Below are 20,218 nucleotides of genomic sequence, written 5' to 3'. Positions count from 1 at the left end.
ACCCACAATAAAAGCTGATGAAGACTCCAAAACGCTTAGAACCCCTGATCGAAGACGGTCTGATCGACGAGGTGCTGCGCCCACTCATGAGTGGCAAGGAAGCAGCTGTATACGTAGTCCGCTGCGGCAATGAGCTGCGATGCGCCAAGGTTTACAAGGAGGCCAACAAACGAAGTTTCCGCCAGGCCGCCGAATATCAGGAGGGTCGCAAGGTTCGCAACAGCCGTCAGGCCCGAGCGATGGCCAAGGGCTCGAAGTTCGGTCGTAAAGAAACCGAAGATGCCTGGCAAAACGCCGAGGTAGCGGCACTGTTTCGCCTGGCCGGTGCGGGTGTGCGGGTTCCTAAACCGTTCGACTTCCTCGAAGGCGTGCTGTTGATGGAACTGGTGGCGGACGAGTACGGCGATGCGGCTCCGCGTCTCAATGACGTGGTGCTGGAGCCGGATCAGGCCCGCGAGTACCACGAGTTCCTGATTCAGCAAATCGTGCTGATGCTGTGTACGGGGCTGGTTCACGGCGACTTGTCCGAGTTCAACGTTTTGCTGACGCCAACCGGCCCGGTCATCATCGACTTGCCCCAGGCGGTCGATGCGGCGGGTAACAACCACGCCTTCAACATGCTGGAGCGTGACGTGGGCAACATGGCTTCCTATTTCGGGCGTTTTGCGCCGGAACTGAAGAAGACCAAGTACGCCAAGGAAATGTGGGCACTTTACGAAGCTGCCACCCTGCACCCTGGCAGTGTGTTGACGGGCGAGTTTGACGAGCCGGACGAGCTGGCGGATGTCGGCGGGGTGATGCGCGAAATCGAAGCTGCACGTCTGGACGAAGCTTTCCGCCAGGCAGTGCGTGCTGCCGATGATGCGCCACCGAGCAAGGCTGAAGAGCCACCACCCCCGTGGATGCAGTAATTGGCTAACTAAAAAATCCGGCTCAGGCCGGATTTTTTATGCGCCTGGGGCTGCCCGGGTTCTTGTGGGAGCGGGCTTGCTCGCGATGGAATCACCGTGTTTTACCTGTCAGAGCGCGGTGTTTGCATCGCAGGCAAGCCAGCTCCCACGGGTAATGCGCCGCTCATCAAAACCGCTGCTGCCCTGTTCCTGGCAAGTGTTTGGGCGCTCAAAACCGGTTCAGCGGAATCTTCAGGCTGCACAGGCCGCTGTCATCCGCAGGCGGCAGGTTGCCTGCACGAATATTGACCTGAATCGCCGGAATCAGCAGCGCCGGAACCCCGAGGGTGGCATCGCGGGCCGTACGCATGCCGACAAAACCTGCCAGGTCGATGCTGTCATTGACGTGGATGTTTTTTGCCCGCTGTTCACCCACCGTGGTCGACCAGCAGGCTTCGCGCCCGGCTGGCGGGTAGTCATGGCACATAAACAGGCGGGTCGACTCAGGCAATGCCAGCAGGCGCTTGATCGATTGATACAACTGCCGCGCATCGCCACCCGGGAAGTCGCAACGGGCGGTGCCCACATCAGGCATAAACAGGGTATCGCCCACAAACAGGCTGTGCTGTTCTACCTGATAGGCCATATCGGCCGGGGTATGGCCGGGCACATGCAGCGCCCGCACCTCTAGTCGCCCGATATGAAACAGCTCGTCGGGCTCGAACAGGCGATCGAACTGCGAGCCATCAAGCTTGAATTCCGGCTCAAGGTTATAGATGTCGCGAAACACTCCCTGGACCTGGGTGATGGCAGCACCGATGCCGATCTGACCGCCCAGCTTGCGCTTGAGGTAAGCACTGGCCGACAGGTGGTCGGCATGGGCGTGGGTCTCCAGCAGCCATTGCACCTTCAGGCCTTCAGCCTGCACGAAAGCGGCGATAGCGTCGGCACTGACGGTGCTGATACGCCCGGCGGCGGCATTGTAGTCCAGCACCGGGTCGATGATTGCGCACTCCACGCTGCCAGCAGCATGGACCACGTAGCTCACGGTCGACGTCGCCGGGTCGAAGAAACCTTGAATTTCGGGATGCATGAGGGGCCTCGTGGCGGTCGTTGAATGATCAATATATTGAAAGATATATTATCGAGTCGTAGACTGTCGACCATCACGCACCGGAGCTTTTCATGACTGCTCAGCTAACCAGCGAAGAAATCGGGCTTCTGCGCGACTCTGCTTCCAAAGCCTGCACCCTTCTCAAAGCGTTGGCCAATGAAGATCGCCTGCTGCTGCTCTGCCAGTTGACTCAAGGTGAGCGCAATGTCGGCGAACTTGAAGCGCTGACCGGCATCAGACAACCCACACTGTCGCAACAACTCGGTGTGTTGCGCGATGAGGGCATGGTCAATACCCGAAGGCTGGGGAAATACATTTTCTACTCACTCGCCAGCTTTGAAGTGGTTTCTGTGATGCAGACCCTGTCGGGGCTGTATTGCGGGCAAGCGCTCAAAAAGTAACGCCCTCCCAATCCATTCATTTTAGTTGTGCCTGGAGTGCTCAATGGAGCAAAGCATCAAGCGAATCGACGCGTCATTTTCCGTGACCGGTCAGATCGAGCAGTCTGATCTCCAATCCTTGGCTGCGCTGGGTTTTGCCAGCGTGATGTGCAACCGCCCCGACCATGAAGGCGGGCCTGAGCAACCCGAACACACCGCGATGCAACAGGCCGCGCAGGCCCTGGGGCTGAGCTTTGCCTATCTGCCAGTAGCGACCAGCGGCGCAACACCCGGGCAGGTGCAGCAATTGCGTGAACTGCTCGACGAGTTGCCCAAACCGGTGCTGGCGTACTGCCGCACGGGCAATCGCTCTGCCAAGCTTTTTGAAGCGGCCACCCAGGGCACGCGTGAGGCCAGGCAGTACGATGTGGTCGTGGTGGGCGGTGGCTCGGCCGGTATTTCGGTGTCGGCCAGCCTGTTGAAGCGTAGCCCGGCCTTGCGTATCGCCGTGATCGAGCCCAGCACCGAACACTATTACCAGCCCGCCTGGACGCTGGTCGGGGGAGGGGCCTACGATATCAAAAACACGGTTCGCCCCACCGTTGCGGTCATGCCCAAAGGTGCTGTGTGGGTCAAGGCGTCGCTGTGTGCCTTTGCTCCGCAGCGCAAGGTTGTGCTGCTCAGCGATGGCAGCGAGCTGGGTTACCAGCAACTGATCGTTTGCCCGGGGCTGGAACTGGCTTGGGAAAATATCGAGGGCCTTGAAGAAACCCTGGGCAAGAATGGCGTGACCTCCAACTATCGTCACGATCTGGCGCCCTATACCTGGGAACTGGTGCGCAGCCTGAAGGGCGGCAAGGCACTGTTTACCCAGCCGGGCATGCCGATCAAGTGTGCGGGTGCGCCGCAAAAAGCCATGTATCTGGCCTGCGATCATTGGCGCAAACGCGGTGCTCTGGACGCTATCAAGGTGGAGTTCAACCTGGCGGGGGCGGTGTTGTTTGGCGTGCCGGCTTTTGTCCCGCCGCTGATGAAGTACGTTGAAGCCTACAAGGCTCAATTGGCCTTCCAGTCCAATCTGGTCAAGGTTGACGGTCCCGCCAGAACGGCCTGGTTTGATGTGACTGATGCCAAGGGCGGTGTGACTTGTGTTGCTAAAACCTTCGACCTGCTGCATGTGGTGCCACCGCAGCAGGCGCCCGATGTGATCCGCCGCAGTGAACTGGCGGACAAGGCGGGCTGGTTCGAGACCGATCCGGCGACCCTGCAACATCCACGCTACCCCGAAATCTTCGCCCTGGGCGATGTGTGCAATACACCCAATGCCAAGACCGCGGCGGCAACCCGCAAGCAAGTGGTCGTGGTGGCCGAAAATCTGCTCGCACTGCGCAAGGGCGTGACCTTGCCCAAGCGCTATGACGGCTATGGCTCCTGCCCGCTGACCGTAGAAAACGGCAAGGTGATCCTGGCTGAATTCGGCTATGGCGGCAAACTGCTACCCACCTTTCCCCTGGACCCGACCGTACCCCGCAAATCGGCGTGGCTGCTCAAGGCCACATTGCTGCCGTGGTTTTACTGGCAAGGCATGCTCAAAGGCCGCGAGTGGTTCACTGACTGCAAGCCGGATTGACCCTGACCATGTTGATTATTTTATTTGGCATGCTGGTGGGGTTGGTGCTCGGGCTGACCGGTGCCGGTGGCGGCATCCTGGCCATCCCGGCGCTGACTCTGGGGCTGGGCTGGACCCTGGCGCAAGCGACACCGGTGGCGTTGCTGGCCGTAGGCACGGCAGCGGCACTGGGGGCGCTGGATGGCCTGCGCAAGGGGCTGGTGCGCTACAAGGCAGCGGCGTTGATGGCGCTGGTCGGCTCGACCACCTCGCCCATCGGGCTGCACCTTGCCCGGTTGATGCCGGCCAAGGTGCTGGTGTTGATGTTCAGCGCGGTGATGATGTTTGTCTCAGTGCGCATGTTCCTGCAGGCCCGGGCGGATGCCCGCGATGACGGCAGCCTGGGGGTACTGGAAAAAAACTGCATGCTCAACCCTGCAACCGGGCGACTGACCTGGAATGCCCGCTGCAGCATGACCCTGGTATCCATTGGTGCTACCTCGGGGTTGCTGACGGGGTTATTGAGTGTGGGCGGCGGGTTCTTGATCGTGCCGGCATTTCGCAAGTTCAGTGACGTGCGTATCCACGCCGTGGTGTCCACGTCCTTGATGGTGGTGGCGCTGGTATCGCTGGGCACCTTGGGCAATCTGATGAGCCAGGGCGTGAGCCTGTCGAATGAAGGCGTGATATTTATTGGCGCCACCCTGGCCGGAATGATTGCCGGGCGGGTGATTGCCCCGCACGTCTCGGCCCAGTGGCTACAGCAGGGATTCGCGGGGCTGTGTGCGGTGATTGGCGTGCTGATGCTGGCTAAAGTGCTGCTGACAGCTTTCTGATTAACGTTCCTGTGGGAGCGGGGCTTGCTCGCGATGGCATCACCTTGGTCAGCCAGATACACCTTGGCGCCTGAATCGCGAGCAAGCCCGCTCCCACAGGTTTATCAGCAGATCATGCAGATGATCATGTCTTTACGGTGCAGCATGGGCCTGACTCCAGGTCCTTGAGGATCGGGCAGTCAGGGCGGTGGTCGCCCTGACAGCTTTCGACCAGATCCTGCAAGGTGTCGCGCAGGCTGCTCAGCTCGGCGATCTTCTGGTTCAACTCTTCAATATGCTGGCGCGCCAGTGCCTTCACATCGCCGCTGGCGCGCTGGCGATCCTGCCACAGGGTCAGCAGCTTGCCGACCTCTTCCAGCGAAAACCCCAGGTCCCGCGAGCGTTTGATAAACGCAAGGGTATGCAGGTCGTCATCGCTGTAAAGGCGGTAGCCGCTGTCACTGCGTTGCGCGGGTTTGAGCAGACCGATGGATTCGTAATAACGAATCATCTTGGCGCTCAAGCCGCTGTGTCTGGCGGCCTGGCCGATATTCATGACGCCTCCTTATTCAAGATCCCTGGGCTTCCAGAATTTGAGCAGCAACGCATTGCTGACCACGCTGACACTGGAAAAAGCCATGGCCGCGCCTGCCAGCACAGGGTTCAAAAAGCCGAAAGCAGCCAACGGAATGCCGATCACATTGTAGATAAATGCCCAAAACAGGTTTTGCCGGATTTTGGCGTAGGTCTTGCGGCTGATCTCCAGTGCTGCCGGTACCAACCGCGGGTCGCCGCGCATCAGAGTGATGCCCGCTGCGTGCATGGCCACATCGGTGCCACCGCCCATGGCGATACCGATATCGGCCGCGGCCAGTGCCGGGGCGTCGTTGATACCGTCGCCGACCATGGCCACTACACCGGTTTTTTTCAGTTCGGCCACGGTCGCGGCCTTGTCGGCGGGCAACACTTCGGCGTGAACATCGCTGATTCCCAGGGCCTCGGCCACTACTTTGGCACTGCCGCGGTTGTCGCCGGTCAACAGGTGACTGCTGATATGACGGGCATTGAGCTGGGCGATGGCCGACTGGGCACCGGGCTTGAGTGTGTCACCAAAGGCGAACAGGCCCAGCACTTGGGGCTGCGGGCTTTGTTCGATCAGCCAGGACAGCGTGCGACCTTCGGTTTCCCAGGCGCTGGCCGATGCGGCGAGCGAGCCCGGATTGAGACCGGTTTCTTCCAGCAGGCGGCGGTTGCCCAGGGCCAGGCGACGGCCTTCCAGGGTGCCGGCAATACCGCGGCCGGTCAGCGACTGGCTGTCGGTAACGTCCGGCACTTTTAAATCACGCGCCGCGCAAGCATCCAGTACGGCCTTGGCCAGCGGGTGTTCGCTGCCCCGCTGCAGGGCACCGGCGGCTTGCAGCAAGCGTGCTTCATCACCGTCCAGCGCACTGAAGTGAGCAATTTGCGGCGTGCCTGAAGTCAGGGTGCCGGTTTTGTCGAAAACCACGGCACTGACTTCGTGGGCGCGTTCGAGGGCTTCGGCGTCTTTGATCAGAATCCCGTGGCGGGCTGCAACGCCGGTGCCGGCCATGATTGCAGTGGGGGTCGCCAGGCCCAGGGCACAAGGGCAGGCAATTACCAGTACCGCGACAGCGTTGATCAGAGCGGTTTCAATCGGCGCGCCGTAGAGCCACCAGCCCAGCAGCGTGGCCAGGGCAATCAGCAGCACAACGGGCACGAATACCTGGCTGACCTTGTCCACCAGCTTCTGGATCGGCGCCTTGGCGGACTGCGCGTCCTCCACCAGGCGGATAATGCGCGCCAGTACGGTCTCCGTCCCCAGGGCCATGGTCTTGATAATCAAGCGACCTTCGCCATTGATGGCGCCGCCGGTGACTTTATCCCCAGGCTGTTTCGGCACCGGCAGGCTTTCGCCACTGATCAGGGCCTCGTCGGCATGGCTTTGGCCTTCAACCACTTCGCCATCCACCGGGAACCGCTCGCCGGGTTTGACCAGCACCAGATCATTGAGACGCAAATCACTGATGGCGACATCCTGTTCCTGGCCGTCGACCATGCGCAAGGCGCGTTCGGGGCGAAGGGCTTCAAGGGCGCGGATGGCGCTGGCGGTCTGGCGCTTGGCACGGCTTTCGAGATATTTGCCCAGCAGCACCAGGGCGATCACAACCGCCGAGGCCTCGAAATACAGATGGGGCATGCTGCCGGGTTCGGCGATGGCCCATTCATACAGGCTCAGGCCATAACCGGCACTGGTGCCCAGGGCGACCAGCAGGTCCATATTGCCGGCGCCGGCCTTGACGGCTTTCCACGCGGCCACATAAAAACGCGCGCCCAGAACAAACTGCACCGGGGTCGCCAATACAAACTGGGCCCAGGCGGGCAGCATCCAATGGATGCCAAAAGGCGCAAGCAGCATCGGCAGCACCAGCGGCAGCGCCAGTACGATAGCCAGGGTCAGCGCCCAGCGTTCACGGTGCAGGCGTTTTTGCTGATCGTCTTCGGTGGTTTTTTCGCTCTGGTGGAGGCTGGCACCATAGCCGGCCTGAGTGACCGCATTGATCAGCAGGCCCGGATCAACCTGGCCGAGCAATTCGACATGGGCCCGCTCGGTGGCGAGGTTGACGCTGACGCTCTTGACCCCGGGCACCTTGGCCAGGGCTTTTTCTACGCGCCCTGCGCACGAGGCGCAGGTCATGCCACTGATATCCAGTTCCAGGCTGTGGGCGGGCACGCTATAGCCTGCCTGTTGCACAGCCTCGACCAGTGCCGGCAGGCTCTCGGCAGGCGCTTCGATACGGGCCTGTTCAGTGGCCAGGTTGACGCTGACCGAACGTACACCGGGCACTTTGGCCAGGGATTTTTCCACACGCCCTGCACAGCTGGCACAGGTCATGCCATCAATCGGCAGATCGAATTGGGTGGGCACGAGCAGTCCTCCTCAAGAAGTTATCTATCCATAGAATCGACCTTGACCCCATGGCAAGGTCAAGGCTTCTTGCTGTTCGTTGTTTGCCGCTCAATATTCCAGTTTGGCGGGCTTGAGGTACATACCCTGTTTACCCAGGGCGATGCGGTATTTGCGCACATCCCCGGCCTTCAGGGTGAACTGCTGCGCGGGCGGCACCAGCATGCCGGGCAGGCAGCCGGGGGCTTGCCCGGGGAGCAGCTTGAGGCGGATATCGACGCTGGCGGGCGGCAGGTTAAAGGCCAGGGCCTGCTCCTGAAACAATCGCCCGGCCAGTTGGTCGTCGATGTACACACCCACTTCGCAGTTGGTCGGCACCTCAAGGCGTTCGCGGGAAATGATCAGCACTCCGTAGTCCTGATCGGCATTTGCCCACAGCGGCACACTGGCAAGACCCAAAAGGCTGACTAGGCTCAAAGCGGTCCAGCGCATGGCTAAGTATCCTGTTATCAAATCGCAAGGCTTGCAGCTTGGCCGAGCACGGGATGGATTGCCAGTCAGCGCGTGAAACAACGGGCTTGACCTTGCCACGATGGCAAGGTCGAAGCTGTAGGCATATCTCAAACAGGAGGCGTAATCATGCAAACGTTCAAGGTAGACGGTATGACCTGTGGTGGCTGTGTGGGCGCGGTGACCCGTGCAGTGCAGACGGTGGATAAAGACGCGAAGGTTGAAGTGGACCTGGCGAGCAAAACCGTCAAGGTGGACAGCAACGTATCACCGTTGCAAATTATCGACGTGATCACCAATGCCGGGTTTGAGGCGCGCACGGCGCACTAAACCTGTATGTAGCAGCTGCCGAGGAACGAGGCTGCGTTCGGCGACGTAGTCGTCGTGGATGCTAAGAGCAAGCTCTGACTGGCGCACCGCAAGGTCAGACTTACGGCGGCTGCGCCGCCGAACGCAGCCTCGTTCCTCGGCAGCTGCTACGGCGGTGTTGTTTCAGGACGGGTTCAAGGTGATTTATTAGCTAGCTCGCTAACTTAATGTTCAGGGTCGATAACCACAGCTAAACTGTCAGCTTGCGCTAATCGCAGCCTGATCCCTGGATACCTGATGAACCTTCGAACAATCTTGATTCTTGGCGCCCTGAGTGCCTTCGGTCCTTTGGCGATCGACTTTTACCTGCCGGGCTTCCCGGCGATGGCACAAGCCTTTGCAACCGACGAAACCCAGATACAACTGACGCTGGCCGTGTACTTTCTAGGCCTGTCCATCGGTCAGCTGGCCTATGGCCCGGTAGCGGACCGCTTCGGCCGGCGCGTGCCGCTGCTGGTGGGCGTCGGGCTATTCACTGTCGCGTCACTGGCATGCGCCTTTGCGCCGACCCTGGAGTGGCTGATTGGTGCCCGGTTTGTCCAGGCCCTTGGCGGCTGTGCGGGCATGGTCCTTTCGCGGGCCATTGTCAGTGACAAATGCGACGCGGTGCAGTCGGCCAAAGTGTTTTCACAATTGATGCTGGTTATGGGCCTGGCGCCAATCCTGGCGCCGATGTTGGGTGGGTTGCTGGTCAACCTGTATGGCTGGCAATCGATTTTCCTGGTGTTGACGGTGTTCAGCGCATTGGCGGCAACGGCCGTAGCGCTTGGCTTGCCTGAAAGCCTGCCGGCCAACGTGCCACGTCAGCCGCTGTCGGGGGCATTGCGCCAGTACGGGCGGTTGCTCAAGGATCGCGAGTTCCTTGGCCATGCCCTGACGGGGGGGATCGCAATGGCCGGGATGTTTGCCTACATCGCGGGTTCACCTTTCGTATTTATCAAACTCTATGGCGTGCCTGCCGAGCATTACGGCTGGTTGTTCGGTACCAACGCGGCCGGCTTTATCCTGGTGGCGCAGTTGAACGCCCGCCTGCTGGCCAAGCGTGGCCCGGCCTTTTTGCTGTCGCGCATGGTGTGGGTGTATCTGGCGGCGGGTCTGGTCTTGCTGGGCGTCAGCAGTTTGCATACCGAACAACTGTGGCCGCTGCTGGTGCCGCTGTTTATCTGCATTGCCAGCCTGGGCTGCATCATTCCCAATGCCTCGGCCTGCGCCATGAGCGGGCAGGGCGCGCGCGCCGGCAGTGCCTCGGCGATGCTGGGTTGCTTACAGTTCAGCGTGGCGGCGGGGGCGGCATCACTGGTGGGGGTATTGCACGACGGCAGCGCAATGCCAATGGCGATGGTCATCACCCTGTGCGGGCTTGTGGCAGTGGGCCTGGCAGTGGCGACCCGGCGCCTGTACACCGCACGGATCGCCGCTCAGCAGCCGGTCTGATTCAGCCAGCCAAACGTTCGGGCAGGCGGTGCGGGGCATGCAGGCGCGATTGCAGCTTGTCGACAAAGGCCCGGGCCTCGGCCTCGCTGCGAAAGTTGACGGCTTGCTGGTCGATTTGCACCTGCCATTTGCAGTCGCGGGATCTTGCTAGCGCTTTTATCAGGATTTTCATGACTGGCCTCCTTCGGTTCGCAAAGGAGGCCAGTGTATGCCGAAAAACTTTGATTAAAATGCCCGGAATCAAGTCTCTGACTGACGGTTAAAAAATGACCACATGGGTCCCGTCAGACGTCCTCTCAGAAGCCTTCGAGCACAATCTTGCCCTTGGCCTTGCCGCTTTCCAGCAGTGCATGGGCGCGGCGCAGGTTGGTGGCATTGATGCTGCCAAAGTGCTCGCCGACCGTGGTACGCAGGGTGCCCGCATCGATCAGCCCGGCGACACGATTGAGCAGGAGATGTTGCTCGATCATGTCCGGGGTCTGGAACAGCGAGCGGGTGTACATGAACTCCCAGTGCAGTGACAGGCTCTTGCGTTTGAGTTTGGTGATATCCAGCGCCTTGGGATCATCAATCAGCGCCAGTTTGCCCTGTGGTGCCAGTGCTTCTACCAACTGATCGAGATGCTGGTCAGTCTGGGTCAGGCTGGCAACATGGGTGACGGCGTCGATGCCGTGACGCTTGAGTTCTTCGCTCAGCGGCTGGCTGTGGTCGATAACCAGATCGGCGCCCAGCTCACGGACCCAGGCCTGGGTTTCAGGGCGAGATGCGCTACCAATCACCTTGAGCGCAGTCAGTTGGCTGGCCAGTTGCGTCAGGATTGAACCCACACCACCCGCCGCGCCGACGATCAGCAGGCTTTGTTGCTCGTCGGTCTTGCCCTCGTTGACGCCAAGGCGCTCAAACAACAACTCCCAGGCAGTGATGGCGGTCAACGGCAACGCTGCGGCCTGTGCGAAATCGAGGCTTTTGGGCATATGCCCGACGATGCGTTCATCCACTACATGACGTTCACTGTTGGCCCCGGCACGGGCAATGGAGCCTGCGTAAAAGACCTTGTCTCCGACCTTGAACAAGCTGACTTCACTGCCGACGGCCTTGACCACACCGGCCACATCCCAGCCCAGTACCTTGGCAGTGTCGGCCTCGGGCTGCACGTTCTGGCGCACTTTGGTGTCCACCGGGTTTACGGAAATGGCTTTGACCTCGACCAGCAAATCCCGGGGGCCGGCCACCGGCTCTGGCAACTCGATATCTTGCAGGGCCATCGGGTCTTGAATCGGTAACGAGTGGTAGTAGGCGACAGCTTTCATGGGACATGTCCTGAAGATGATTAAGAAACTGGCAGTGATAATTGGCTATTTCATCGCGCGATAAAACCGGCTAAAACAGCAGTCTCTTTCAATTTTTTATTGATAATGGTCGGGTGGATTGTGAATGCTGCGTTTCGATGATCTGCAATTGTTCGTTCACGCGGCTGACTTGGGCAGTTTGTCTGCGGCGGCCCGGGTGATGGATATGTCCCCGGCGGTGGCCAGCGCTGCTCTCAAACGGATAGAAGCTCAACTGGGCGCGCGCCTGCTGGCGCGTTCAACCCGAAGTTTGCGTCTGACGGCCGAAGGCGAAGGCTTTCTTGAATATGCGCGTACGGCACTCGCTAGCCTCGATGAGGGGCGACGCTTGTTGGCGCGTGGGCAAGATCAGGTTAGCGGAGTGTTGCAACTGTCGGCACCTTCAGACTTCGGCCGTAATCTGTTGCTGCCCTGGCTGGATGAGTTCCAGCGTGAGCATCCGCAACTCACCGTGCGCCTGTTATTGGGTGACCGGATTGCCGACCTGTTCCGCCAGCCTGTGGATATCGCCTTGCGTTACGGCGAGCCGGAAGACTCCAGCCTGGTGGCGCTGCCGGTGGCCCCGGATAACCGCCGGGTGCTGTGTGCGTCCCCCGACTACCTGGCGCGCAAGGGCGAGCCGCGTCAGCTTGAGCAGTTGCTGCAACACAATTGCCTGTTGTACATGCTCGGCACGCGGGTTCACGACCATTGGCAATTCAATGACGGCAAGCGCGAACTGGGGCTGACGGTAAGCGGCAATCGTTTCAGCGATGATGCCGACGTGGTGCGCTTGTGGGCGGTTGCCGGGCAGGGCATTGCCTACAAGTCGTGGCTGGATGTGGCGGGAGATGTGCAGAGCGGGCGGCTCAAGGTGTTACTGCCGGGGCTGATGTGCGAGCGGGCGCCGCTGAATCTGCTGTGTGGTCACCGGGCGCAATTGAGTAAACCGGTGCGGCTCTTGCGCGACATGCTCAGTGAGCGCTGTGCGATGTTGAGCAAGTTGTACCCGGGGAAACAGTAAAACTGCTGTGGTAGTGACGGTGTTGCAGTTTCAAATGTCTGTGGGAGCGGGCTTGCTCGCGATGCTGACAATCAGGTGTGTCTGCCTGATCGAGTTGATGCCATCGTGGGCAAGCCCGTTCCCACAGGGGAGACCGCGTGTTACGGCTTGACCAACCGCGCATCCAGACCGTTTTGCGCCAGGCGTTTGGCCTGGTCCTGGGTCATGCCCAGATCGGTGTACAGCGCGTGGAAGTTCTCAGTCATATAACCGCCAAAGTAGGCCGGGTCATCAGAGTTGACGGTCACTTTTACGCCACGCTCAAGCATGTCGAGAATGTTGTGTTGCGACATGTGATCAAACACACAGAGTTTGGTGTTGGACAACGGGCATACGGTCAACGGGATCTGCTCGTCGATGATGCGTTGCATCAGACGTTCGTCTTCAATGGCGCGCACGCCATGGTCGATACGCTGGATCTTGAGCAAGTCCAAGGCTTGCCAGATGTACTCCGGCGGGCCTTCTTCACCCGCGTGGGCAACGGTCAGGAAGCCTTCATCACGGGCGCGGTCGAATACGCGCACAAACTTGCTCGGTGGGTGGCCCATTTCTGAACTGTCGAGGCCAACGGCGACAAAGGCATCGCGAAATGGCAGGGCCATATCGAGGGTCTTTTCTGCTTCTTCTTCGCTCAAATGGCGCAGGAAGCTGAGGATCAGGCCGCTGGTGATACCCAGTTGCTGCTCGCCATCTTTAAGTGCGCTGGCAATGCCATTGAGCACGACTTCAAACGGCACGCCACGATCGGTGTGGGTTTGCGGGTCGAAGAAGGGTTCTGTGTGAATGACGTTCTGTTCTTTACAGCGCAACAGGTAGGCCCAGGTCAGGTCGTAGAAGTCCTGGGAGGTACGCAGTACGTCGGCGCCTTTGTAATAAAGATCGAGGAATTCTTGCAGGTTGTTGAAGGCATACGCCTTGCGCAGGGTTTCAACGTCGTTCCAGGGCAGGGCGATCTTGTTGCGCTCGGCCAGCGAAAACAGCAACTCGGGTTCCAGGGAACCCTCCAGATGCATGTGCAGTTCAGCTTTTGGCAGGGCGTTCAGCCAGTCATACATAAAAGGTTTTCTCATCAAATCGGGTACAGATGGCGACATTCTACAGGTCGGAGGGGGCACAATTCCCCCGCCATTTGTCGCAGGCTGCCTACCAGGGAATCGTCTGGCCCTTGTAGTCGATAAAGTGATGGCCGCCTTTTCCGGCAAATGCCTTGACCTGTGCCACCAGGCCACGGGTGCTGGTTTCGACATCAATGTCGGCGCCTTCGCCGCCCATATCGGTTTTTACCCAGCCCGGGTGCATGGACAGCACAGTCGGGTTATTGTCGCCCAGTTCATACAGTACAAAGGTATTGGTCATCGAGTTGAGAGCCGCTTTGCTGGCCTTGTAGAGGGCCATTTCGGGGGCATCAGGTTGAGTGACACTGCCGAGTACTGAGCTCATAAATGCCAGTACGCCACTGTCCTTACGGATCCGGCTGACAAACTCCCGGGCCACATTGATCGGTGCCACGCTGTTGGTGAAAAACAGCTGCCCCACCTCGGCCAGCGTTGCATTGCCCGACAGCTGGTCGTCCGGGCCTTTGACCCCGGCATTGATAAACAGCAGATCGAAGACTTCATTGTGCAAGGTATTGCCCAATGCCTTGATCGCCTGTTGATTGTTCATGTCCAGTTGTTCGATGCGCACCGGCCCCAATGCCTTCAGGGCATCGGCTTTTTGTGGGTGGCGCACAGTGGCGGTTACGTCCCAGCCATCGGCAAGCAACTCCTTGACCAGACCCAGGCCCAGGCCACGTGAAGCTCCGATGATCAGTGCTTTTTTTGCGGTCATGAGTAGCGTCCTCTACAAAGTTGATATGAGTTGGTTAAAAATCGTACAAGTGCTTCAAGCCCCCAGCACACAAGGGCTGTGGCCGCATGTGCTCAGGTTATCCACAGGTGGGTGCACAGTGACTGTGGGCAACTATGGATGTCGGAAAATAGCATTTTTATGGGGCTGGCTCGACAGCGTCACGATGCAGCAGGATCCTGCCGCGGCTAAGGTCCGCTAAAAGCTGTCGCGCGGGAGCAATCTGTTCTTCGACCAGCGCCAGTTGCAGGTCAACGCCATTGGCAGTGAAGGCTTCGCCGGTGATCAGGCCGTTGAGTTCAACCAGGCGCAGTTTGACCAATGCCAGCTCGCTGAAACTGCAAGAGCAACTGAGTGCGATACGGCTGACCAACGGCAGTTTTTCGGCGTTTTGCAGGCATTTGTTAGCGCCACCGCCATAGGCCCGAGCCAGGCCGCCGGTGCCCAGCTGAATGCCGCCATACCAGCGGATAACCAGCACCGCGACCTGATCGCAGTCCTGCGCTTCAATGGCCGAGAGTATCGGGCGGCCCGCGGTGCCGCCAGGTTCGCCATCATCACTGCTGCGGTACTGCCCACCAAGTTTCCACGCCCAGCAATTGTGCGAGGCATTCAGGTCGCTGTGTTGCTCGATAAATTCGAGGGCCTGCTGGGCGCTGGTGATGGGGGCAGCAAAAGTAATAAAGCGGCTTTTACGGATTTCTTCGCGGTACTCGCAAAGCCCCGTGAGGGTCGAAGGCATGTCGGTTCCAGGCTTAGACTGCGGGCGTCAGGCCGCAGCCTTTGAGAATGATACGGATCAGGTTGTCACAGGCCGCATGCATATCCTGTTTGGTCAGGTGCTTGCGCCCCGTTACGCGGCAAATCTGTGTCGAAAAGTCGGCGTAATGCTGGGTGCTGCCCCATAGCAGGAAAATCAGATGGACCGGGTCGACCGGGTCCATCTTGCCTGCATCTATCCAGGCCTGGAACACAGCTGCACGACCTTGAAACCAAGCTCTGTAGTCTTGTGAGAAATACTCGGTCAGGCAGGCCCCGCCACTGATGATTTCCATCGCAAACACTCGCGAAGCCTGGGGCTGTCGCCGGGAAAACTCCATTTTTACGCGGATATACTGAGTCAGGGCCTGGGCCGGGTCATCGTCAGCGGTCAAAACGTTGAAGGTACGGTCCCATAGCTCGATGATATTGCTCAGTACTGCGATATACAGGCTTAGCTTGTTGGTGAAGTAATAATGCAGATTGGCCTTTGGCAGCCCGGCACTCAGGGCGATGGCGTTCATGCTGGTGCCTCTGAAGCCGTGACGGGCAAACTCATCTTCGGCGGCCTTGAGAATGGCCTCTTCGTTTTTCTGCCGGATACGGCTGGGAGGCTTGCCGTCATGGGCAGGAACTTCAAGGGTCATGGGCGCTCCGGGCAACCTGTTTGTGTAGCGAAGTTTTTCACGTTAACGCGTCGCTTCCAGGCTCTCAAGGAAACTTTCCAGGACCAGATGCGGGCGCCGGCCTTTACGTGTCACCGATGCCAGGCTCAAATCGTAGAAACGTGTTTTTGCCTTCAGTGCCCGCAAGCGGCCCTGCTGAACCCACAGGCTGGCGTAATGGTCGGGCAGGTAACCGATATAGCGCCCGGTCAAAATCAAAAAGGCCATGCCTTCGCGATCCGACGCGCTGGCGGTGCAATTGAGCGCCTGGTAGTGGGCCTGGATATCCGAGGGCAGGCGAAAGGTGGGGGCAATGGCATCCTGAGCATTCAAGCGTGCATCTTCCAATTGCCTGTCGTCGACATAAAACAGCGGATGGCCTACGGCGCAATACAACAGTGAACGCTCACTGTAGAGCGGCTGGTACTCAAGCCCGGACAATGTGCTGGCCTGGGGCACCACACCCACATGCAGGCGGCCGTCGAGCACACCCTGTTCAACTTCATGGGGCGAGATCATGCGGATATGAATCTGTACATCAGGCCCACGCTCCTTGAGTTGGGCCAGTGCATGGGTGATACGCATATGGGGCAGGGTGACCAGGTTATCGGTCAGGCCAATGGTCAGTTCGCCGCGCAAATGCTGGTGAAGGCCGTTGACCTCGGTACGAAAGCTCTCAAGTGCGCCGAGTAATTGCAGCGCAGAGTGGTAGACCTCACGACCTTCCTCTGTCAGTGAAAAACCCGCTCGCCCACGTTGGCACAGGCGTAAACCCAGGCGCTGTTCAAGATCGCTCATCTGCTGGCTGATGGCAGAACGGCCAATGCCCAGTACCGTCTCTGCTGCCGAAAAGCCGCCGCACTCCACGACGCTGCGAAAAATACGCAGCAGTCGAATATCAAAGTCGCTGACCTGGGCCAGTGCATCGGGGCGACGGCTGCTCATAGTTTAGTGTATGCCTGACTAAAGGTTAGAAGAGTTGGATTTCATGGACTTTATAGCCGTGGCAATTTAGGCGCAACAACGCTTTCAACATCCCACGCCGCTTTTGCCTTGCGAGGTTTTGCTGATGAACATGCCCGAAAACGCCGAATTGAACCTGACCAGCCAGCTCAAGCTGGATGCTCACTGGATGCCTTACACTGCCAACCGTAACTTCCATCGCGATCCGCGCTTTATCGTCGCGGCCAAGGGCAGTTATCTGACGGATGATAAGGGTCGGCAGATTTACGATTCGCTGTCAGGTCTTTGGACCTGCGGCGCAGGGCATACCCGTACTGAAATCCAGGAAGCCGTGGCCAGACAATTGGGCACCCTCGATTACTCGCCGGCGTTCCAGTACGGCCATCCGCTGTCTTTCAAGCTGGCAGAAAAAATCACCGAGTTGACGCCGGGCAACCTCAATCACGTGTTCTTCACCGACTCGGGGTCGGAGTGTGCCGACACGGCGGTGAAGATGGTGCGTGCCTACTGGCGTCTAAAAGGCCAGTCGAGCAAAACCAAAATGATTGGCCGTGCCCGCGGCTACCATGGAGTGAACATTGCAGGCACCAGCCTGGGTGGGGTGAACGGCAACCGCAAACTGTTTGGCCAGGCAATGATGGATGTGGATCATCTGCCCCACACCCTGTTGGCAAGCAACGCATTTTCTCGCGGCATGCCCGAGCAGGGCGGGATTGCCCTGGCCGATGAACTGCTCAAGCTGATCGAATTGCACGATGCGTCGAACATTGCTGCCGTTTTTGTAGAACCGATGGCAGGCTCGGCGGGGGTATTGGTTCCGCCTCAGGGTTATCTGAAACGTCTGCGGGAAATCTGCGACCAGCACAATATCCTGTTGGTGTTCGATGAAGTGATCACTGGCTTTGGTCGTACAGGCTCAATGTTTGGTGCTGACAGCTTCGGCGTGACACCTGACTTGATGTGTATTGCCAAACAAGTCACCAACGGCGCGATTCCGATGGGGGCTGTTATCGCTACCAGCGAGATTTATCACACGTTCATGAATCAGCCGACGCCTGAGTACGCGGTTGAATTCCCTCATGGCTATACCTATTCGGCTCACCCCGTAGCCTGTGCTGCGGGTATTGCTGCGCTTGATCTATTGCAAAAAGAGAACCTGGTACAGAGCGTGGCTGAAGTTGCACCGCATTTTGAGAATGCATTGCACGGTTTGAAGGGCGTGAAGAACATCATCGACATTCGCAACTATGGCCTGGCGGGTGCAATCCAGATTGCGCCGCGTGATGGCGATGCAATTGTGCGCCCGTTCGATGCAGCGATGAAACTGTGGAAAGCCGGTTTCTACGTGCGCTACGGCGGCGACACCCTGCAGTTCGGGCCAACGTTCAACAGCAAGCCGCAAGACCTGGATCGCTTGTTCGATGCGGTCGGCGAAGCGCTGAATCAGATCGACTGATCCTTCTATATAGAAGCGACACTTAATGCATTCACCCAGGCGCGCAGCGTTCGCGCCTGTGGACAACTTTCTGGAGCATCCATGAGCACTATTCAACACCTGATCAATGGCGAGTTGCTGAACGATTCCGGGCGCACCGCAGATGTGTATAACCCGTCCACCGGTAAAGTGATCCACCAGGTTCCCCTGGCCAGCCGTGAAACAATCCAGCAGGCGATCGATGCAGCCAAGGCCGCCTTCCCGGCATGGCGTAATACCCCGCCTGCCAAGCGTGCCCAAGTGATGTTCCGTTTCAAGCAGTTGCTTGAGCAGAACGAAGCGCGGATCTCGCAGTTGATCAGCGAAGAGCATGGCAAGACTCTGGAGGATGCTGCGGGTGAACTGAAGCGCGGGATCGAGAACGTCGAATACGCTTGCTCGGCTCCGGAAATCTTGAAGGGCGAATACAGTCGTAACGTAGGCCCGAATATTGATGCCTGGTCGGACTTCCAGCCACTGGGTGTAGTTGCAGGGATTACACCGTTCAACTTCCCGGCCATGGTTCCGTTGTGGATGTACCCGTTGGCGATCGTGTGCGGCAACTGTTTCATTCTTAAGCCCTCGGAGCGTGATCCAAGCTCGACACTGTTGATTGCTCAACTGCTGCAAGAAGCTGGTTTGCCCAAGGGGGTTATGAACGTGGTGCACGGCGACAAGTCAGCTGTTGATGCACTGATCGAGGCGCCGGAAGTGAAAGCGCTGAGTTTTGTTGGCTCGACCCCGATCGCCGAGTACATCTACGCCGAAGGCACCAAACGCGGTAAGCGCGTGCAGGCACTGGGTGGGGCGAAAAACCACGCAGTGTTGATGCCGGATGCGGATCTCGATAACGCAGTCAGTGCACTGATGGGCGCAGCGTATGGTTCGTGCGGCGAGCGTTGCATGGCCATCTCGGTTGCAGTGTGCGTCGGTGATCAGGTGGCAGATGCCCTGGTGGCCAAACTGGTTCCTCAAATCAAAGCGCTGAAAATTGGTGCGGGGACTTCGTGCGGTCTGGACATGGGCCCCCTGGTTACCGGTCAGGCGCGGGACAAGGTCAGTGGCTATGTCGATGATGGCGTAGCAGCAGGTGCGCAGTTGGTGGTCGATGGTCGCGGGTTGAGTATCAAGGGGCATGAAGAAGGCTTCTTCCTGGGGGGCTGCCTGTTTGATCGCGTGACACCTGAGATGCGTATCTATAAAGAAGAGATCTTCGGGCCGGTATTGTGCATCGTGCGGGTCAAGAGCCTGGAAGAGGCCATGCAACTGATCAATGATCACGAGTACGGTAACGGTACCTGCATTTTCACCCGTGATGGAGAGGCGGCCCGTTTGTTCTGCGACGAGATTGAAGTGGGTATGGTGGGGGTTAACGTACCGTTGCCAGTACCTGTTGCCTACCACAGCTTCGGCGGCTGGAAACGTTCGCTGTTTGGTGACCTGCATGCCTATGGCCCGGATGGCGTGCGCTTTTACACGCGTCGCAAGGCGATCACACAACGTTGGCCGCAACGTGCCAGCCATGAAGCCTCTCAGTTTGCCTTTCCGAGTCTGTAAGGCAGGCGATAGCAGCCTATAGAAGAAAAGAGGCCAGCCGTCAGGCTGGCCTCTGCTTTTAGGCCCCTTTCAAGGCTATATGACAGAAGTGTGAAACTAGTGCTTGACCCGAGGTTCAAACGGCCTATAATTCGCACCTCTTCCGGCGCAGTCGAAACGGAAAACTCCTTGAGTTTCAAAGAGTTGGATGGTTTTTGGCAGTGCCAGCTTCAAGTCATCGAAGCAGGAAATGAGGTGTTGACAGCAGCGTGTAACGCTGTAGAATTCGCCTCCCGCTAACGAGAGATCGAAGGCGCAAGTGGTTGATGTTACAAAGGAAACTTTGAAAACATTTTAAAATAACCGCTTGACAGCAACAGAGGCTGCTGTAGAATGCGCGCATCGGTACAGCGAATAGCTGACCAACCGCTCTTTAACAATTGAATCAAGCAATTCGTGTGGGTGCTTGTGGAGTCAGACTGATAGTCAACAAGATTATCAGCATCACAAGTTACTCCGCGAGAAATCAAAGATG

20 protein-coding genes and 1 pseudogene are annotated in these 20,218 nt (G+C 58.7%); 9 read left to right on the top strand and 12 right to left on the bottom strand.

Annotated features, from left to right (window positions below; all coding sequences use genetic code 11):
- The first annotated feature begins 17 nt into the window (after positions 1-17).
- Positions 18-911 carry a PA4780 family RIO1-like protein kinase gene (locus tag ACP7BE_RS18605; RefSeq protein ID WP_016783575.1) on the top strand — a complete coding sequence of 298 codons (894 nt, stop codon included), beginning with the start codon at positions 18-20 and terminating at the stop codon, positions 909-911.
- 208 nt (positions 912-1,119) lie between these two features.
- Here the strand turns inward: ACP7BE_RS18605 and ACP7BE_RS18600 are convergent, their stop codons facing one another.
- Positions 1,120-1,983 carry an MBL fold metallo-hydrolase gene (locus ACP7BE_RS18600; protein WP_296300875.1) on the bottom strand — a complete coding sequence of 288 codons (864 nt, stop codon included), beginning with the start codon at positions 1,981-1,983 and terminating at the stop codon, positions 1,120-1,122.
- A 92-nt stretch (positions 1,984-2,075) separates the two neighbouring features.
- Here ACP7BE_RS18600 and ACP7BE_RS18595 point away from each other — a divergent pair, with 92 nt between their 5' ends.
- The 3 genes from ACP7BE_RS18595 to ACP7BE_RS18585 are packed head-to-tail and all read left to right on the top strand — an operon-like array spanning position 2,076 to position 4,829.
- Positions 2,076-2,405 (top strand): ArsR/SmtB family transcription factor, encoded by a 330-nt coding sequence (locus ACP7BE_RS18595; protein ID WP_095001067.1) that lies wholly within the window; start codon positions 2,076-2,078, stop codon positions 2,403-2,405.
- Between the two features lie 43 nt (positions 2,406-2,448).
- Positions 2,449-4,014: a TIGR01244 family sulfur transferase gene (locus tag ACP7BE_RS18590; RefSeq protein WP_426106829.1), complete on the top strand. Its 1,566-nt coding sequence runs from the start codon at positions 2,449-2,451 to the stop codon at positions 4,012-4,014.
- Positions 4,015-4,022: 8 nt separating this feature from the next.
- Entirely contained in the window at positions 4,023-4,829 is an 807-nt protein-coding gene (locus ACP7BE_RS18585; protein ID WP_095001069.1) for a sulfite exporter TauE/SafE family protein, read from the top strand.
- Between the two features lie 124 nt (positions 4,830-4,953).
- Here ACP7BE_RS18585 and cueR read toward each other — a convergent pair whose 3' ends face one another.
- The 3 genes from cueR to ACP7BE_RS18570 form a co-directional block, all read right to left on the bottom strand.
- The gene (cueR, locus tag ACP7BE_RS18580; RefSeq protein ID WP_095020831.1) at positions 4,954-5,364 is read right to left on the bottom strand and encodes a Cu(I)-responsive transcriptional regulator; all 411 of its coding nucleotides are present in this window, start codon (positions 5,362-5,364) and stop codon (positions 4,954-4,956) included.
- Between the two features lie 9 nt (positions 5,365-5,373).
- Positions 5,374-7,761, bottom strand: a complete 2,388-nt coding sequence (locus ACP7BE_RS18575; protein WP_150629238.1) for a heavy metal translocating P-type ATPase — start codon at positions 7,759-7,761, stop codon at positions 5,374-5,376.
- A gap of 84 nt (positions 7,762-7,845) precedes the next feature.
- On the bottom strand, positions 7,846-8,226 hold the full coding sequence (locus tag ACP7BE_RS18570; RefSeq protein WP_016783583.1) for a hypothetical protein: 381 nt from the start codon (positions 8,224-8,226) through the stop codon (positions 7,846-7,848).
- 147 nt (positions 8,227-8,373) lie between these two features.
- On the opposite strand from ACP7BE_RS18570, the gene ACP7BE_RS18565 reads away from it, so the two are divergent.
- Positions 8,374-8,574, top strand: a complete 201-nt coding sequence (locus ACP7BE_RS18565) for a heavy-metal-associated domain-containing protein (protein ID WP_016783584.1) — start codon at positions 8,374-8,376, stop codon at positions 8,572-8,574.
- 276 nt (positions 8,575-8,850) lie between these two features.
- On the top strand, positions 8,851-10,047 hold the full coding sequence (locus ACP7BE_RS18560) for a multidrug effflux MFS transporter (RefSeq protein ID WP_095020833.1): 1,197 nt from the start codon (positions 8,851-8,853) through the stop codon (positions 10,045-10,047).
- A 1-nt stretch (position 10,048) separates the two neighbouring features.
- On the opposite strand, the gene ACP7BE_RS18555 is transcribed toward ACP7BE_RS18560, so the two are convergent.
- Together ACP7BE_RS18555 and ACP7BE_RS18550 are read right to left on the bottom strand one after the other, a co-directional pair.
- A complete protein-coding gene (locus ACP7BE_RS18555; protein WP_130872246.1) occupies positions 10,049-10,219 on the bottom strand; it encodes a sensor domain-containing protein in 171 nt (56 codons plus the stop codon).
- Positions 10,220-10,343: 124 nt separating this feature from the next.
- Positions 10,344-11,357: a zinc-binding alcohol dehydrogenase family protein gene (locus ACP7BE_RS18550; RefSeq protein ID WP_426106825.1), complete on the bottom strand. Its 1,014-nt coding sequence runs from the start codon at positions 11,355-11,357 to the stop codon at positions 10,344-10,346.
- Positions 11,358-11,481: 124 nt separating this feature from the next.
- Here ACP7BE_RS18550 and ACP7BE_RS18545 point away from each other — a divergent pair, with 124 nt between their 5' ends.
- Positions 11,482-12,399 carry a LysR family transcriptional regulator gene (locus ACP7BE_RS18545; protein WP_095001074.1) on the top strand — a complete coding sequence of 306 codons (918 nt, stop codon included), beginning with the start codon at positions 11,482-11,484 and terminating at the stop codon, positions 12,397-12,399.
- A gap of 140 nt (positions 12,400-12,539) precedes the next feature.
- On the opposite strand, the gene ACP7BE_RS18540 is transcribed toward ACP7BE_RS18545, so the two are convergent.
- From ACP7BE_RS18540 to ACP7BE_RS18520, 5 genes are all read right to left on the bottom strand, one after another.
- A complete protein-coding gene (locus ACP7BE_RS18540) occupies positions 12,540-13,493 on the bottom strand; it encodes an adenosine deaminase (protein WP_016783589.1) in 954 nt (317 codons plus the stop codon).
- An 88-nt stretch (positions 13,494-13,581) separates the two neighbouring features.
- On the bottom strand, positions 13,582-14,268 hold the full coding sequence (locus ACP7BE_RS18535) for an SDR family oxidoreductase (protein ID WP_095001075.1): 687 nt from the start codon (positions 14,266-14,268) through the stop codon (positions 13,582-13,584).
- Between the two features lie 157 nt (positions 14,269-14,425).
- On the bottom strand, positions 14,426-15,028 hold the full coding sequence (locus ACP7BE_RS18530) for an IMPACT family protein (protein WP_095027236.1): 603 nt from the start codon (positions 15,026-15,028) through the stop codon (positions 14,426-14,428).
- 13 nt (positions 15,029-15,041) lie between these two features.
- Entirely contained in the window at positions 15,042-15,692 is a 651-nt protein-coding gene (locus tag ACP7BE_RS18525; RefSeq protein ID WP_426106821.1) for a TetR/AcrR family transcriptional regulator, read from the bottom strand.
- 42 nt (positions 15,693-15,734) lie between these two features.
- Positions 15,735-16,655: a LysR family transcriptional regulator gene (locus tag ACP7BE_RS18520; protein ID WP_095001078.1), complete on the bottom strand. Its 921-nt coding sequence runs from the start codon at positions 16,653-16,655 to the stop codon at positions 15,735-15,737.
- A gap of 124 nt (positions 16,656-16,779) precedes the next feature.
- Between ACP7BE_RS18520 and ACP7BE_RS18515 the strand changes: the two genes are divergently transcribed.
- On the top strand, positions 16,780-18,129 hold the full coding sequence (locus tag ACP7BE_RS18515; RefSeq protein ID WP_095001079.1) for an aspartate aminotransferase family protein: 1,350 nt from the start codon (positions 16,780-16,782) through the stop codon (positions 18,127-18,129).
- Positions 18,130-18,210: 81 nt separating this feature from the next.
- Entirely contained in the window at positions 18,211-19,704 is a 1,494-nt protein-coding gene (locus ACP7BE_RS18510) for a CoA-acylating methylmalonate-semialdehyde dehydrogenase (RefSeq protein ID WP_095001080.1), read from the top strand.
- Positions 19,705-20,012: 308 nt separating this feature from the next.
- Here ACP7BE_RS18510 and ACP7BE_RS18505 read toward each other — a convergent pair.
- Positions 20,013-20,218, bottom strand: a pseudogene (locus tag ACP7BE_RS18505) (hypothetical protein); the annotation flags it as partial.

The sequence above is a fragment of the Pseudomonas sp. TWR1-1-3 genome, assembly GCF_049896805.1.
Classification (GTDB): Bacteria; Pseudomonadota; Gammaproteobacteria; order Pseudomonadales; family Pseudomonadaceae; genus Aquipseudomonas; species Aquipseudomonas bubulae.
This window is presented reverse-complemented; position numbering and strand designations above follow the sequence as displayed.

Coding starts and splice junctions, on each gene's coding strand:
- ACP7BE_RS18565 (WP_016783584.1), top strand. CDS start 8,374: ATGCAAACGTTCAAGGTAGACGGTATGACCTGTGGTGGCTGTGTGGGC.
- ACP7BE_RS18525 (WP_426106821.1), bottom strand. CDS start 15,692: ATGACCCTTGAAGTTCCTGCCCATGACGGCAAGCCTCCCAGCCGTATC.
- ACP7BE_RS18560 (WP_095020833.1), top strand. CDS start 8,851: ATGAACCTTCGAACAATCTTGATTCTTGGCGCCCTGAGTGCCTTCGGT.
- ACP7BE_RS18535 (WP_095001075.1), bottom strand. CDS start 14,268: ATGACCGCAAAAAAAGCACTGATCATCGGAGCTTCACGTGGCCTGGGC.
- ACP7BE_RS18585 (WP_095001069.1), top strand. CDS start 4,023: ATGTTGATTATTTTATTTGGCATGCTGGTGGGGTTGGTGCTCGGGCTG.
- ACP7BE_RS18595 (WP_095001067.1), top strand. CDS start 2,076: ATGACTGCTCAGCTAACCAGCGAAGAAATCGGGCTTCTGCGCGACTCT.
- ACP7BE_RS18570 (WP_016783583.1), bottom strand. CDS start 8,226: ATGCGCTGGACCGCTTTGAGCCTAGTCAGCCTTTTGGGTCTTGCCAGT.
- ACP7BE_RS18510 (WP_095001080.1), top strand. CDS start 18,211: ATGAGCACTATTCAACACCTGATCAATGGCGAGTTGCTGAACGATTCC.
- ACP7BE_RS18540 (WP_016783589.1), bottom strand. CDS start 13,493: ATGTATGACTGGCTGAACGCCCTGCCAAAAGCTGAACTGCACATGCAT.
- ACP7BE_RS18600 (WP_296300875.1), bottom strand. CDS start 1,983: ATGCATCCCGAAATTCAAGGTTTCTTCGACCCGGCGACGTCGACCGTG.
- ACP7BE_RS18550 (WP_426106825.1), bottom strand. CDS start 11,357: ATGAAAGCTGTCGCCTACTACCACTCGTTACCGATTCAAGACCCGATG.
- ACP7BE_RS18590 (WP_426106829.1), top strand. CDS start 2,449: ATGGAGCAAAGCATCAAGCGAATCGACGCGTCATTTTCCGTGACCGGT.
- ACP7BE_RS18530 (WP_095027236.1), bottom strand. CDS start 15,028: ATGCCTTCGACCCTCACGGGGCTTTGCGAGTACCGCGAAGAAATCCGT.
- ACP7BE_RS18555 (WP_130872246.1), bottom strand. CDS start 10,219: ATGAAAATCCTGATAAAAGCGCTAGCAAGATCCCGCGACTGCAAATGG.
- ACP7BE_RS18545 (WP_095001074.1), top strand. CDS start 11,482: ATGCTGCGTTTCGATGATCTGCAATTGTTCGTTCACGCGGCTGACTTG.
- cueR (WP_095020831.1), bottom strand. CDS start 5,364: ATGAATATCGGCCAGGCCGCCAGACACAGCGGCTTGAGCGCCAAGATG.
- ACP7BE_RS18520 (WP_095001078.1), bottom strand. CDS start 16,655: ATGAGCAGCCGTCGCCCCGATGCACTGGCCCAGGTCAGCGACTTTGAT.
- ACP7BE_RS18515 (WP_095001079.1), top strand. CDS start 16,780: ATGAACATGCCCGAAAACGCCGAATTGAACCTGACCAGCCAGCTCAAG.
- ACP7BE_RS18605 (WP_016783575.1), top strand. CDS start 18: ATGAAGACTCCAAAACGCTTAGAACCCCTGATCGAAGACGGTCTGATC.